Source organism: Mesorhizobium mediterraneum, assembly GCF_002284565.1.
Classification (GTDB): Bacteria; Pseudomonadota; Alphaproteobacteria; order Rhizobiales; family Rhizobiaceae; genus Mesorhizobium; species Mesorhizobium mediterraneum.
Map to the genome: position 1 here is coordinate 256,996 of NZ_NPKI01000046.1, position 12,574 is coordinate 269,569.

15 protein-coding genes are annotated in these 12,574 nt (G+C 62.5%); 10 read left to right on the forward strand and 5 right to left on the reverse strand.

Going from position 1 to position 12,574, the window contains the following annotated elements:
• The first annotated feature begins 94 nt into the window (after positions 1-94).
• Positions 95-688: a DJ-1/PfpI family protein gene (locus CIT25_RS31830; protein ID WP_095489053.1), complete on the forward strand. Its 594-nt coding sequence runs from the start codon at positions 95-97 to the stop codon at positions 686-688.
• Positions 689-749: 61 nt separating this feature from the next.
• Here CIT25_RS31830 and CIT25_RS37275 read toward each other — a convergent pair whose 3' ends face one another.
• A complete protein-coding gene (locus CIT25_RS37275) occupies positions 750-998 on the reverse strand; it encodes a hypothetical protein (protein ID WP_095489054.1) in 249 nt (82 codons plus the stop codon).
• Positions 985-1,911, reverse strand: coding sequence for a LysR family transcriptional regulator (locus CIT25_RS31840; protein ID WP_095489055.1), 927 nt, complete (start codon positions 1,909-1,911; stop codon positions 985-987). Before CIT25_RS31840 ends, CIT25_RS37275 begins: the two co-directional genes overlap by 14 nt.
• 116 nt (positions 1,912-2,027) lie before the next feature.
• On the opposite strand from CIT25_RS31840, the gene CIT25_RS31845 reads away from it, so the two are divergent.
• The 7 genes from CIT25_RS31845 to speB all read left to right on the forward strand — a co-directional run bounded on the left by CIT25_RS31845 (position 2,028) and on the right by speB (position 7,885).
• Complete coding sequence (locus tag CIT25_RS31845) at positions 2,028-3,020, forward strand: ABC transporter substrate-binding protein (protein ID WP_095489056.1); 993 nt, start codon at positions 2,028-2,030, stop codon at positions 3,018-3,020.
• A gap of 122 nt (positions 3,021-3,142) precedes the next feature.
• A complete protein-coding gene (locus tag CIT25_RS31850) occupies positions 3,143-3,883 on the forward strand; it encodes an ABC transporter permease (RefSeq protein ID WP_245330086.1) in 741 nt (246 codons plus the stop codon).
• Positions 3,884-3,894: 11 nt separating this feature from the next.
• Positions 3,895-4,668, forward strand: a complete 774-nt coding sequence (locus tag CIT25_RS31855) for an ABC transporter ATP-binding protein (RefSeq protein ID WP_095489057.1) — start codon at positions 3,895-3,897, stop codon at positions 4,666-4,668.
• Positions 4,665-5,420: an SDR family NAD(P)-dependent oxidoreductase gene (locus CIT25_RS31860; protein ID WP_095489058.1), complete on the forward strand. Its 756-nt coding sequence runs from the start codon at positions 4,665-4,667 to the stop codon at positions 5,418-5,420. The genes CIT25_RS31855 and CIT25_RS31860 overlap by 4 nt, the downstream gene beginning before the upstream one ends.
• Positions 5,414-6,121, forward strand: a complete 708-nt coding sequence (locus CIT25_RS31865; RefSeq protein ID WP_095489059.1) for an SDR family NAD(P)-dependent oxidoreductase — start codon at positions 5,414-5,416, stop codon at positions 6,119-6,121. Before CIT25_RS31860 ends, CIT25_RS31865 begins: the two co-directional genes overlap by 7 nt.
• Before the next feature lie 12 nt (positions 6,122-6,133).
• Positions 6,134-6,904, forward strand: coding sequence for a creatininase (locus CIT25_RS31870; protein ID WP_095489245.1), 771 nt, complete (start codon positions 6,134-6,136; stop codon positions 6,902-6,904).
• A gap of 12 nt (positions 6,905-6,916) precedes the next feature.
• Positions 6,917-7,885, forward strand: a complete 969-nt coding sequence (speB, locus tag CIT25_RS31875) for an agmatinase (RefSeq protein WP_095489060.1) — start codon at positions 6,917-6,919, stop codon at positions 7,883-7,885.
• Between the two features lie 6 nt (positions 7,886-7,891).
• Here the strand turns inward: speB and CIT25_RS31880 are convergent, their stop codons facing one another.
• The 3 genes from CIT25_RS31880 to CIT25_RS31890 all read right to left on the reverse strand — a co-directional run bounded on the left by CIT25_RS31880 (position 7,892) and on the right by CIT25_RS31890 (position 11,151).
• Positions 7,892-9,415, reverse strand: coding sequence for a xylulokinase (locus tag CIT25_RS31880; protein ID WP_095489061.1), 1,524 nt, complete (start codon positions 9,413-9,415; stop codon positions 7,892-7,894).
• An 88-nt stretch (positions 9,416-9,503) separates the two neighbouring features.
• Entirely contained in the window at positions 9,504-10,451 is a 948-nt protein-coding gene (locus tag CIT25_RS31885) for a shikimate dehydrogenase family protein (RefSeq protein WP_095489062.1), read from the reverse strand.
• Between the two features lie 58 nt (positions 10,452-10,509).
• Positions 10,510-11,151 (reverse strand): glucose-6-phosphate isomerase, encoded by a 642-nt coding sequence (locus CIT25_RS31890; RefSeq protein WP_095489063.1) that lies wholly within the window; start codon positions 11,149-11,151, stop codon positions 10,510-10,512.
• A gap of 274 nt (positions 11,152-11,425) precedes the next feature.
• Here CIT25_RS31890 and CIT25_RS31895 point away from each other — a divergent pair, with 274 nt between their 5' ends.
• Together CIT25_RS31895 and CIT25_RS31900 are read left to right on the forward strand one after the other, a co-directional pair.
• Complete coding sequence (locus tag CIT25_RS31895; protein ID WP_245330087.1) at positions 11,426-12,031, forward strand: orotidine 5'-phosphate decarboxylase / HUMPS family protein; 606 nt, start codon at positions 11,426-11,428, stop codon at positions 12,029-12,031.
• Positions 11,974-12,522 (forward strand): SIS domain-containing protein, encoded by a 549-nt coding sequence (locus tag CIT25_RS31900; protein ID WP_095489065.1) that lies wholly within the window; start codon positions 11,974-11,976, stop codon positions 12,520-12,522. Before CIT25_RS31895 ends, CIT25_RS31900 begins: the two co-directional genes overlap by 58 nt.
• The last annotated feature ends 52 nt before the right edge of the window (positions 12,523-12,574 follow it).

Sequence of the window (12,574 nt, forward strand, 5' to 3'; positions counted from 1 at the left end):
GGATACCACGTCCCGGATTCCCTTTTCTGAGGCCGCGCCGCCGGGCGAGTGCAACGCCCGCCTGACTTCCATCCACAAAACGAGGAAACCGACCATGCCAGGCAAGAAAATACTAATGTTGACCGGTGAGTTTACCGAAGAATACGAGATCTTCGTCTATCAGCAGGCGATGGAGGCCGTCGGCCACATCGTCCACGTTGTCTGTCCTGACAAGAACGCTGGAGACCTGATCAAGACATCGCTCCACGACTTCGAAGGTGACCAAACCTACACCGAAAAGCCCGGCCACTATGCTTTGATGAACAAGACCTTTTCGGAAGCGGAGAGACAGCTCGACCAGTATCACGCCGTATATTGCGCGGGCGGTCGTGGCCCCGAGTACATCCGCACGGATAAGCGCGTGCAGGCGATCGTCCGCCATTTCCACGAAAACAAGAAGCCGATCTTCACGATCTGCCATGGCGTACAGATCCTGATCGCGGTCGACGGCGTCGTGCGTGGCAAGAAAGTAGGTGCGCTGGCTGCCTGCGAGCCGGAAGTGACCCTCGCCGGTGGAACCTATATCGACCTGTCCCCGACTGAGGCCTATGTCGACGGAACGATGGTCTCGGCAAAGGGCTGGACCGCACTTGCCGCGTTCATCCGCGAGTGCCTGAAGGTGCTGGGAACGGAAATCCGCCACAACTGAGTCAATCCTTCCGATGCATCCCAGACGGGATGCATCGGTTCCTCCTCAGATCGTCCACGGCTCATGGCAACGCCTCCGTGCTCATGGGCAAGGCGACGAACGCATCGCTGCCGACATTGGCAACGACGCCCGCCGAAATGATCCAGACGGGTTGTTTTGCCGCCCACGCGCATCTCGGCGATGTCGAGCGGCCCTTCCAGTAGATCGCAGCCTGCCCCAGCGGGCGGGATTCGACGCCGGGTTGATTGATCTGGCCGAACAGACTGCTGGATTGCTCGGGCAGACCGAAATTCTTCCTATTTTGCTCCACCCTCTTTCAACGGAACCGTCCCCGATCCTCTGGTCAGTTCTCGAAGGAACGCCTGGACCAGATTTCTTGTTTCGTCTGCCCTGCGGTACGCGATCAGATGCCGCGAACTGAAGGTATAGGACCCGGGCTTGATCGCCCGCAACTCGCCGGCGTGGACCCATGACGATGCGAAATGAGCCGGCAGGAAGCCGATGAAATTCTCCGACAGGATCAGCATCAATTGTGCTTCCATGTGGATCACTGACGCGCTGGCCTTGGGATGCCCGACGAGATAGAGGTCGTCGAAATACCGATAGCTGCGTACAGAAAACCGCGCAGCGTGGATGGCGCTTTGGTCGATCCTTGAATCTGGCATTGCAAAAAGCGGGTGCCGTCGGCCGCAATAGAGAAAATGCGGCTCGCCGCAATAATCCCGGTAAACGACACCGGGCGCTTTCTGCGACAGCGGCCCGATGACGATGTCGCGGCCGCCATCAGCGACTTGCTGCTCAAGCTCGGATGGCGTGCCAAGCGATAGGTCGATGAAAACATCGGAATCAGGACCCATGAAGCGTCTGAGGGCATGCTGGATGCCCAATTCACTGCTTGTGAACACGCCATCGGACGTGCCGATCCGCAACCGGCCGGACAGGCTGCCGCTGGCTGCGCTGATGCGGTGCCCGAAATCGTCGAGATCGCGAAACAGTTTCTGCGCCGCGTCGTAGGTCGCCTGTCCGACCTCGGTCAGGCGGAACTTTTTGCGTCCGCGATGGCAGAGCTGGGCGCCGATGCGTTTCTCCAACTCCGCAAGATGCGTGCTGAGCGTCGGCTGCGACAGGTTGAGGGTGATCTGCGCGTCGGCGAAGCCGCCTGAATCGGCCAGCGCCACGAAGACGCGCAGCAGGCGGATGTCGATGTTGTCCAAACGACGCATGGCTTGTCCCTCGAATGGCGATACATCGACATTATTCGATGTAAAATTCTAAATAAACTCATTTACATCAATACTTGAAATCGCGAGCCTGCGCGGAACAAAAATGGGGAACAATCATGAAATCGTCACTCCGCATAGCGCTGTCCGCAGCACTGGTGCTCGCCAGTTCGCAGTTCGCCTTCAGCGCCGACCAGATACGCATCCTTGCTCCGACGTGGCTGGGATTTGCACCTGTCCACATCGCCGGCGACCTGGGCTGCTTCGCCGGCAAAGACCTAGACGTCAGCATCAAGTTCGAGGATGACCTCACCAACGTCATGGCCGCGATGGCGCGCGGCGACATCGAGATGCAGATGCGCTCCGTCGGCGAATATCAGGGGCGCCCGCGCGACGCCTCCACACCGGGCATTATCATCGGCACGATCGATGAATCCGTCGGCGGCGACGGCATCATCACCGACGACCAGATCAAGACGGTGGCGGATCTCAAGGGCAAGGTCGTCGCTGCCGAGCCGAACATTCCCTCACGCCTGTTGCTCCAGATGGAGCTGAAGCAGGCGGGACTGTCACTGAAGGACCTCCAGATCAAGGACATCGCAACGGCCGACACCGGCGCGGTTTTCGTCGATGACTCGATTGCCGCGATCGCGACCTATGAACCGTTCATGTCGCAGGCGCTGAAGGCCTCGACCCGTCCGGGTGCTCGCATGCTGGTCTCGTCCAAGGATCATCGCGGCATCATCATCGATGCGATCATCGTCCGCAACGATGACTTCAAGGCGAACCCGGACAAATACGCGAAGTTTCTCGGCTGCATCTACGAGGCCGTCGATTTCCTGAAGGCCGAGCCGGGAAAATTCGCCGATATGGCCTCCAAGCATTTCGGCCTGACGCCGGCTGAGGTGACCGAGATCGTCGACTCCAGCCTATCCTACACGACGCTCGCCGAATCTCTCGCCTACATGGGCAAACCGGGAGAAAAAGGCACGCTCCACGGCATCTTCGATACGGTGATGGACCTCAACCTGGAGAACGGCGCTGCCGACAACAAGCTCGTTGCGACGGACCAGATCGACAATTCGGTGATCAACAAGGTGTCGGCTAAGTAACGGCAATGGACCAGGTCCGGCGGCCCGCCTTCCGGCGGCCGCCGGCGGCCATGCCATGCCGGCATCCGGGGATAGTGATCTTGTTCAGCAGTCTGTTTGTTTTTCGCGGCCGAGCTTCGCCGATGGCGGAATCCGCCGTCAGCGTTGCGGCGGCCGCCCTGGTCGTCGCGGGTTGGGAGCTGGCGGCACGCGCGGGCATTATTGCGCCGCAGTTCCTCCCCTCACCAAGCCGCGTCGTCATCGCCTTGTGGACGATGCTGACCGAGCAGAACCTCGTCTGGCATGTCGTGGTCTCGACCACACGTGTGTGGATCGCCTTCCTGCTCGCCGCGGCCATGGCCATCCCGATCGGCATCATGATGAGCAGCTACCGGATTGTCGGAGCCGCACTCGAGCCGATGATCGATTTCATCCGCTATCTTCCGGTTCCCGCACTTGTGCCGCTGTCCATCATCTGGTTTGGCGTCGGCGAGGAGACCAAGATCTTCCTGCTCTGGCTGGGCACTTTCTTCCAGCTCGTGCTTCTCGTGGCCGACGACATGCGGCGGGTGCCGCAGGAGTTCGTCGAGGTCGCCCGCACAGTCGGCGCCAGCTCGAGGCAGGTGATGACGGATGTCGCCTTGCGCTGGATGGGGCCGACCCTGATTGACAATCTCAGGATCACGCTCGGCTGGTGCTGGACATATCTGATCATCGCCGAGATCGTCGCGGCCGATTCCGGCATCGGCTACGTGATCTGGACGGCGCGCCGTTTCGTGAAAACGCCCGAAGTGATGGCAGGCGTCGTCGTCATTGGGCTGATAGGCCTCGTCACCGACCAGCTGCTTCGCCTGTTTCACCGCCGCCTCTTCCGGTATCTGTGAGGGATCGGGTCATGGCGAGCGGCTATATTCAGTTCGTCGATACGGCCAAGTGCTTCGGCCCGGTCGATGTCGTGCGAAAAACCGATCTTGGTCTCGACCGCAATTCGCTGGTGGTCTTCCTTGGCCCATCGGGTTGCGGCAAGACAACCTTGATGCGGATGGTCGGCGGCCTCGACGAACCGAGCTCGGGCTCGATCCTGGTCGGCGGCGAAAGGGTTGTCGGGCCGGATCGCCGGCGCGGCATGGTGTTCCAGTCCTATTCGTCGTTTCCCTGGTTGACTGTCGAGAAGAACATTGCCTTCGGCATGCGCTACAGGAAAGATATTGGCGCGGCCGAGAAGGCCGAGCGGATGCGCCATTATCTCGAATTGTTCGGGCTTGCCGACTTCGCCGGCTCCTATCCGAACCGGATTTCGGGCGGCATGCGCCAGCGCGTGGCCATAGCGCGCACGCTCGCCGCCGGTTCGGATGTGCTGTTGATGGACGAGCCTTTCGGTGCGCTCGACGCGCTGACGCGCGAGCGCCTTCAGGTCGAGCTGCGGCAGATCCAGATTCGCGAGGAAAAGACCGTCATCTTCGTCACCCACGACGTGGAAGAAGCGGTGTTCCTCGCCGACCGGATCATCCTGTTTTCGCGCCGGCCGGCCTCGGTCGTAGCCGACATCGACGTGGCGGCCCAGCTCGGCCCGCAACGGCCACTGGAAATCCGGGAAACGCAGAAATTCTTCGAGCTGCGTAACAAGATCCTGCATCTGATCCGCAACCAGACAGGAGTTGTCGCATGAGCCTGTCCTTCTCCGGAAAGTCGGTCGTGATCACCGGGGCCAGTCGTGGCATCGGGCTCGGCATCGCTAAGGGTTTTGCGCAAGCCGGCGCCAGCCTGCATCTCATCGCTAACGAAGCGGCCGTGCACGAACGGGCGCGTGAATTGGGCGCCACCAGCATGGAAGCCGATATTGCCGATCGTTCGGCCTTAACTGCGGCGCTCGAACCTCTCGCTCGCATAGACGTGCTCATCAACAATGCCGGGCTCGAACTGATGACGCCGATCACCGACAGCGGCGACGATGTCGAAGCCGCCTTCCGGCGCATCATCGAGATCAATATCATCGGCACGGCGCTCGTCACGGCGCGTGCTCTGCCGCGCATGCAGGCCGGCGGTTCGATCGTCAACACGTCATCGATCTGGGGCCGTGTTGCCGAGGCGCAGTTCGGCGCCTATGTCGCCTCTAAGCACGCCATCGTCGGCCTGACGAAGACCTGGGCCAAGGAACTCGGGGCCAGGGGCATCCGCGTCAATGCGGTCTGTCCCGGATGGGTTCGCACGGATGCGTCGATGCGCTCGCTCGGCCGCATGGCCGAGAGAGACGCCGTCAGCGAGGCAGCACTGCTCGAAAGCATCGTCGGTGCGCAGGCGCTGCCGGGCCTGATGGAGCCAGCCGACATCGCGGGTACCTATCTCTTCCTGGCGTCGGAACTCGCAGCCAACATCACCGGGCAGTCGCTTGGTGTCGACAGGGGAGAAGTGCCTTGGTAAGCCCGCTTCACGGAAAACGCGCGCTGGTCACTGGCGCAGCCAGCGGTATCGGCCGCGCCACCGCGCACGCCTTGCGCGAGGCCGGGGCGACGGTTCTGGGCCTCGATCTCGAGGCGTCGGAGGGCGATTTCCCCATTCTTGCCTGCGACCTCGCCAGCGAAACCGACATCATTGCCGCGGTCGGGCAGGGCAGGGACCGGATTGGCGGCTATGACATCCTCGTCAACAATGCCGGCATCCTGCAGGAAGCACCGCTTGGCGGGATTTCGCTCGATCATGTCGACCGCATGTTCGCGGTCAATGTGCGGGGCGCGATCATCGTGGCGCGGGAAGTCCTGCCGCATCTTCCCGAGGGCGGACGCATCATCAACATCGCCTCCGAGCTCGCCTATCTCGGCCGGTCGGGCGCTTCGGTCTACTGCGCGACGAAGGCGGCGCTGCTCGGCCTTACCCGCTCCTGGGCACGCGAACTTGCGCCCCGCATCCTGGTCAACGCCGTGGCGCCCGGGCCGACCGACACGCCGCTTCTTGGCTTCGACGCGCTGACCGAGAGCCAGCGCGCGCTGGAAACAACACACCCGCTGGGGCGGATCGGACGGCCGGATGAAATCGCCGCCGCGGTGGTGTTCCTGGCCGGTCCCGGCGCAACCTTTTTCACCGGACAATGCCTGGGCGCCAATGGCGGCGCGGCGATGGTTTGAGAAGAGATGATCATGAGAGACCGCGTTTTCCTCGCTGAACTGTCGTGGCCCGAGGCTAAGAAGCGGATCGCCGCCGGCGCTCCCGTCTTCCTGCCGCTCGGCGCGACCGAACAGCATGGCCACCATATGGCGATGAATGTCGATGTGGTGATCCCGACCGCCATTGCCGAAAAGGTGGCGTCGCAGGTCGGAGGGCTGGTGGCGCCGACGATCGCCTACGGCAACCGCTCGCAGCCCCGGTCAGGCGGCGGCCCGGCCTTTCCCGGTACGATCAACATCACCGCACAGACTTTCTCGCTTCTGGTCAAGGATGTGATCTGCGACCTGTATCGCCAGAAGGTCCGACGCATCGTTGTGCTCAACGGCCACTACGAGAACATCGGCCCGTCGATCGAAGGCATCGAACTGGCGCTCGATGCCATTGGCCGCGAACGTGCGACGGACCTGACGATCCTGCGCGTCGACCACTGGGACTTGGTACGCGGTGAAACGCTGGCGAAAGTGTTCCCCGATGGCTATCCCGGCATCGAGCTGGAGCATGCGAGCGTGATCGAGACATCGATGATGCTGGCGCTGCGCCCGGAGCTCGTCGATCTCGGCAAGGCGCTGCATGACGGTCCCGCGCAATTTAAGCCTTATGACCGTTATCCCAGACCGTCCGAGGACGTGCCGCCGTCCGGCGTCCTGTCGTTGACCGAGGGCTCGTCGGCGGAAAAGGGCCGATGGCTGCTCGACGACTGCCAGACGCGGCTCGCCGACATCGTCAAACGTGAATTCTTCTGAGGTGACGACAACATGAACAGCAATTTCTTTCAGCCGGTCGACGCGGCCGCGGTCCCCCGTTTCGCCGGGCTTTCGACCTTCATGAGACTGCCGGCCGTGGCAAGCGCCGAGGGGCTGGACATCGCACTCGTCGGCATACCGTGGGATGGCGGTACGACCAACCGCGCCGGCGCGCGCCATGGTCCGCGCGAGATCCGGAACCAGTCGAGCCTGATGCGGCGGGCCCATCACGTCTCGGGGACCGAGCCGTTCAGCATCGCCAACGTCGCCGATGTCGGCGATCTGTCGGTCAATCCGATCAACCTCCTGGACGGTCTGAAGCGCATCGAGGACGGCATCGCAGCGATTGTCGCAGCCGGCGCCATTCCGCTTGCTGCCGGCGGCGATCATCTGACGACGCTGCCGGTGCTGCGTTCGGTCGCGCGCAATGTTCCGGTCGGCATGGTCCATTTCGACGCGCATTCCGACACCAATGACCGTTATTTCGGCGACAATCCCTACACGCATGGCACACCCTTCCGGCGGGCCATCGAAGAGGGCCTGCTCGATCCCAAACGTGTCGTCCAGATCGGCATCCGCGGTTCAATCTACGAGCCCAACGAGCATGATTGGGCGGTCGCTCAGGGCATCCGCATCATCTACATGGAGGAGTTTGTCAGGCGAGGCGCGGCCAGCGTCATGGAAGAGGCGCGCGGCATTGTCGGCAGCGGTCCCACCTATGTGACCTTCGACATCGACTGTATCGACCCCTCGATGGCGCCCGGCACCGGCACCCCGGAGCTTGGCGGCTTCACCACCCGCGAAGCGCAGGAAATGGTCCGCCTTCTCGACACGGTGCTCATAGTCGGCGCTGATGTCGTGGAAGTGGCACCGCCGTTCGATCTTGGCGGGATGACGGCGCTGGCGGGGGCGACGATGATGTTCGAACTGCTGTGCGTGATTGCCGGGTCTGTCGCTGCAGGCAGGGCTCGACAGGCCTGAGATGCGTCACGGCTGCGGCGGCCGCGTGGCGGCCGCTAGGCCGTCGATGTCATCGTAGAGCGCCTGGCTGTGATAGTAGAGCTTGTCGAAAACCGGTTGGATGCGCCTGTAGGTCTCGGCCCATCTGGGGTCCGGCAGGATTTCGGCGCCGTAGCTCACGAAGCGCTCGGCCGCCTGTTCGACGTGCGAGAAGCGGCCGGTCGTCGTCGCGGCCATCGCGGCACAGCCGACGATGCCGCATTCGGGCTCCCGCGGAACCAGGATCGGAATGTTGAAGGCACTCGCCTTGATCTTCAGCCAGAGTTCAGTGCGCGCCCCGCCACCCGCAGCGATAACGCGCTCCAGCGGCTTGTTTGACGCGTGTTCCATGATGCGGATGTGGCGCGTCATGGCAAAGGCGATGCCTTCCAGGATTGAGCGGTGCAGATGCTCCATGCCATGCGCGGCGCCCAATCCGAAGAACTGTGCGCGGGCGTTGCGATGACGCCCCAGGCGCTCGCCGGTGAGAAAGGGCATAAAGAGCAATGCGTCGCAACCGGCAGGTGCCTCGGCAGCGTGGGCGACAATCTCGTCATAGGACAGCGCGTTGCCGTGGAAGGCGCGGCGTGCCCAGCGCATGCCGTCGCCGCCCGTCTCCAGCAGCACGAACTGCGCCCAGTTGCCTTCGATCGTCGCAACGTTCGAGATTTCCGGGTCAAGCAGCGGCTTCTCCGCGATCGCCGTGATGATGGCGCCCGTGCCGGTGCTGTCGGAACCCATTCCCGGCCGACAAGCGCCTGAACCGAGCAGTGCCACCGGATAGTCGGCACCGCCGACCAGGACGGGGGTTCCAGACTTCAGGCCCGTGTCGCGCGCCGCCTGTTTGGTGACGTGGCCGACGACATCCAGCGGGTTGCGGATCGGCGGCAGCTTGGCGGCGTCCAGACCCATGCGCTCGATCATCACCGGCGACCAGTCGAGCCGCTCTGGGTTCATGAGGAAGCTACAGGAGGCGTCGCCAGTATCCATGGCAATCTCGCCGGTCAGCCGGTAGTTGATGTAATCCTTCGGCATGATGGCGACGGCGCTGCGGGCGTATGCGGCGGGATCGTTGTCTCGGACCCATTGCAGTTTGAAGCCCGGCCATGCGGGGGTCGGCGTGTTGCCGCTTTCGGGCAGGTAGCTGTCCGGCTCATTTTCTTCTTCGAAGCGACGTACGAGATCAACGGAGCGCTTGTCGTTCCAGAGCGGTGCGGTCTCGCGGGTCAGCGCTCCGTGCGCGTCGAGCAGGACCAGCCCGTGCATCTGCCCGCAGACGCAGATGGCGGAGATGTGCTGGCGGGCACCATCGACGCGGTCCAGCACCGTCTTGACGCTCGTTCGCGCCCCCTCCCACCAGTCAACCGGCCGCTGTTCGGCCCAGCCGAACTCCGGCACGATCTGGTCGTGCTCTCGCGACGCAAGTTCGAGGATCTTGCCGCTGACATCGACCAGTGCGGCGCGGACGCTGCCCGTGCCGACATCGATGGCGAGGAAAAGCTCGCCGTTCATTTCGACACGGTCCTGAGATGGGCAAGCATGTGATCCTCTGTCTATCGGTCAGAGCGAGCGCGGCGTGGCGAGAATGCATTCCACGGCATTACCCTTTCGCCGCTTCGATGGCGATGCGCGAAATCTCGTCGAAATTCGGCCCCGACACCGGGATCGGGATATCGAAGACCTCGGCGATCACCTGCGTCCAGCCATGCAGGAAATACGTCCAGCCGTCCTCGATCTGCAACTGCTGTCCGGCCTGCTGCCGTCTTGCCTGGCCGAGGAAGATCAGGTCGCCGCGATAATTGAGATCCCAGGCTATGCCGCGCTTGGGGAACACGCCGTCATCGGTGATCGGCGAGCCTGGAGCGTCCTTGCCAAGTCCCGTCGCGTTGATCACCAGCGAGCCGGGTTTCAGCGCCGCCAACGTCTTGTCGTTGATCTCGGGCCGGTCGGCGAGGACATACTCGATCTCGATCGTCGGCATCATGTCTTTGTGGATGCGCTCGATTTCGTCGAGACGCGGCTGCGAACGGTCGGTGACAATGATGCGCGATGGCACGTCGGCGCGCTTGCGCATCAGGTGCCAGCTGATCGCAATCGTCGATCCGCCGGCGCCCATGGACAGGACTTCCGCACCGGTGTCCGCGAAGTATCCCGCCGGGATGAAACCATCTATCGCAAGGCCCGAAGAGATCGGATCCTTGGCATGGCAGATGAGTTTGCCGCCCCGCTTCGACAGGCAGCTGGTCTCGTGCATCAGGCGAGCATGCGGATCGATCACGTCGAACAGGCCGCGCGCCGCGTTGAAGAGATCGATCTTATGCGTGGTGACGAGCGCGCCGAGCGACAGCGGGTCGGATTTTATGAAGGAAACGACCTCACGGTAAGCCTCCGGATCGGCATGAAGTGGAAAGTCGATGCCCTTGAGAAGCGCATCCTTCAGCCGGAGGTGGCGCGCCCATGCAGGGAAAACCCGCATGATCGAACTGCTCGTCGTCGTGACGCCGATAAAATAGAACGTCGGCTGGGTAGCCGGCCGGTAGCGGCTCATTTGCCGACCTCCCGGATTTCAGCAGCGCGAAATGAAGCAGTGATCTCGAAGGAAGCCTTCATGCCGGCACCGTGCGGGATTGTTGCCCATAGAGGGCGGAGATCAGCTTCGCATCACGCGGTCGCCAATCCGGGTTGTCGACTTCCTTCCAGCCTCCATCGCCGGCGACCACGCGCGAGCGCATGCCGCCCGATCTTGCGATGATCTCGTAGTCCTGCCCTGAATCGGCGGGGTAGCAGAACAGCATCACCAGATCGTCTTCCCCAACATTGATCGAGCGGTGGATCCAGAAAGGGGGGACGTAACAGACGGTCTGGGCTTCGACGGGCAGGATCCGGACCTCGCCTTCCGGCGATTCCATCAGCATGAGGCCATGGCCCTTCTGGCCATAGTAGATCTCGGGCCGGTCGGCCTGCTTGTGGATGTGACCGCGTGTCATGAAATACTCGTCGCCGACCTTGCCGGGCGCCATGCGCGTGACGCCGAAAATCAAGTCTCCCGACTGCTCGGTCGGCCGGAACTCGGAGACCTCGTAGACGATGCGTTCGCCCCATGTCGCGCACATGGCTTCGAAGGCCGCGGCGTCCGCGTAGAGCCCGTCCAGATCGCGGAAGCGTTTCTGGTAGCTGCCGGTTGCATTTCCCATCGCGCCGGTCGACAGATCGACCTTGCATCCGGTCGGCTCAAACAATCTGGTCAAGAGACTACCTCATATTGCTTTGCTGTGGTGTCGGCGCTGATCTGGCCCGCTCCTGCTTTCGACAAGAACCACACTTGCTTTGCAGGGTATGATTTGCTCTCCCTATGCGGACCAGCTCGGAGGTTGCTGGATTATGGCAGATTTCGACTACGAGGCACACGACAGTAGGTTGGGCGTTGTCTTCACGTCGCACCCGCTGCCTTAATCCGAGAGAACCGCCTTGCTCCTCCAAGTCGCCTTCGACAAGCCTGAACACCTGGCCCTGCTCCCGCAGATGAAGGCGTTCGCCGACATTATCGAGATCGGCACGCCGTTGCTGAAACGCCTTGGCCTCTCCGCCATCACCACGGCGCGCGAGCTCTGCCCTGGCGTCAAGGTGTTGGCTGATACCAAAACCGTCGACGGCGGCCAGTTCGAGGCCGATATGGTATTCGGCGCCGGTGCCGCGTTCATGACGGTGCTGTCGTGTGCTTCGTCCGCCACGCATGACGCGGTGGGAAGACGTGCCGCCGCCTTCGGCGCGACGGTCATCGTCGACACCATCACCGAGACGGGCAAGGCAGAATTGCTTCCTTTGAATGCTGTCTTCCCCGAAAGCTTCGGCTATGTCGCGGTCCATTCGCCAACCGACGCGCGGCTGGCGGGCAACACCTCCACCTCACATATCGACGCCGTGAAAAAGATGCACGATCGCGGCTTTCTGGTTTCGCTCGCCGGCGGGATCGGCCCCGACACGCTGGAAGCGGTGATCGCAGTCGAGCCCGAAATCCTCGTGGTCGGCAGCGCCATCACAGAATCTGCAAGCCCGAAAGAGATAGCACGATGGATTCGCGACAGATTGCCCAATCCAGGCCGTGGCTGGCCGTGGGACAGGAGATAACCGACCTTCTTGGCCGGATCGACGTCGACGCCTTTGCAAGGCTGGTGCAGGCGTTCGATGACCCCGATCAGCGATGGTTCTTTTCCGGGCAGGGACGCTCCGGCCTTGTCGCGCAGATGGGCGCGATGCGGTTCATGCATCTTGGCCGAACGGTGCATTTTGTCGGTGAGGTATCGGCGCCCTCGATACGCAGGGGCGATGCGCTGCTGATCGTCTCCGGCTCTGGGGAGACGCCGGTCAGCACAGGCTTTGCCCGCATCGCCAAGGCGGAGGGTGCCAAGGTCGTTACGCTGACGCATGAGCCGGCAGGGACCCTGGCCGGCATTGCCGATGTCACGCTGCATGTCCCTGTCGGGGAATCGAAACAGTTTGGCGGCAGCCTGTTCGAGCAATCCTGCCTGATCCTGCTCGACAGCGTTGTGCTCGGCCTGGCGCAGCAGATACCCGACGCGCACAAGCTGATGTTGTTCCGCCACACTAATTTGCAATGACTGGGCACCCCGGGCACGCCCGAGGGCATGCTTTTGAGCGACATGCATCAGC

Excerpts from the sequence above, each read along its gene's own strand:
- CIT25_RS31830 (WP_095489053.1), top strand. The coding sequence starts at position 95 with ATGCCAGGCAAGAAAATACTAATGTTGACCGGTGAGTTTACCGAAGAA.
- CIT25_RS31840 (WP_095489055.1), bottom strand. The coding sequence starts at position 1,911 with ATGCGTCGTTTGGACAACATCGACATCCGCCTGCTGCGCGTCTTCGTG.
- CIT25_RS31845 (WP_095489056.1), top strand. The coding sequence starts at position 2,028 with ATGAAATCGTCACTCCGCATAGCGCTGTCCGCAGCACTGGTGCTCGCC.
- CIT25_RS31850 (WP_245330086.1), top strand. The coding sequence starts at position 3,143 with ATGGCGGAATCCGCCGTCAGCGTTGCGGCGGCCGCCCTGGTCGTCGCG.
- CIT25_RS31855 (WP_095489057.1), top strand. The coding sequence starts at position 3,895 with ATGGCGAGCGGCTATATTCAGTTCGTCGATACGGCCAAGTGCTTCGGC.
- CIT25_RS31860 (WP_095489058.1), top strand. The coding sequence starts at position 4,665 with ATGAGCCTGTCCTTCTCCGGAAAGTCGGTCGTGATCACCGGGGCCAGT.
- CIT25_RS31870 (WP_095489245.1), top strand. The coding sequence starts at position 6,134 with ATGAGAGACCGCGTTTTCCTCGCTGAACTGTCGTGGCCCGAGGCTAAG.
- speB (WP_095489060.1), top strand. The coding sequence starts at position 6,917 with ATGAACAGCAATTTCTTTCAGCCGGTCGACGCGGCCGCGGTCCCCCGT.
- CIT25_RS31880 (WP_095489061.1), bottom strand. The coding sequence starts at position 9,415 with ATGAACGGCGAGCTTTTCCTCGCCATCGATGTCGGCACGGGCAGCGTC.
- CIT25_RS31885 (WP_095489062.1), bottom strand. The coding sequence starts at position 10,451 with ATGAGCCGCTACCGGCCGGCTACCCAGCCGACGTTCTATTTTATCGGC.
- CIT25_RS31895 (WP_245330087.1), top strand. The coding sequence starts at position 11,426 with ATGAAGGCGTTCGCCGACATTATCGAGATCGGCACGCCGTTGCTGAAA.
- CIT25_RS31900 (WP_095489065.1), top strand. The coding sequence starts at position 11,974 with ATGGATTCGCGACAGATTGCCCAATCCAGGCCGTGGCTGGCCGTGGGA.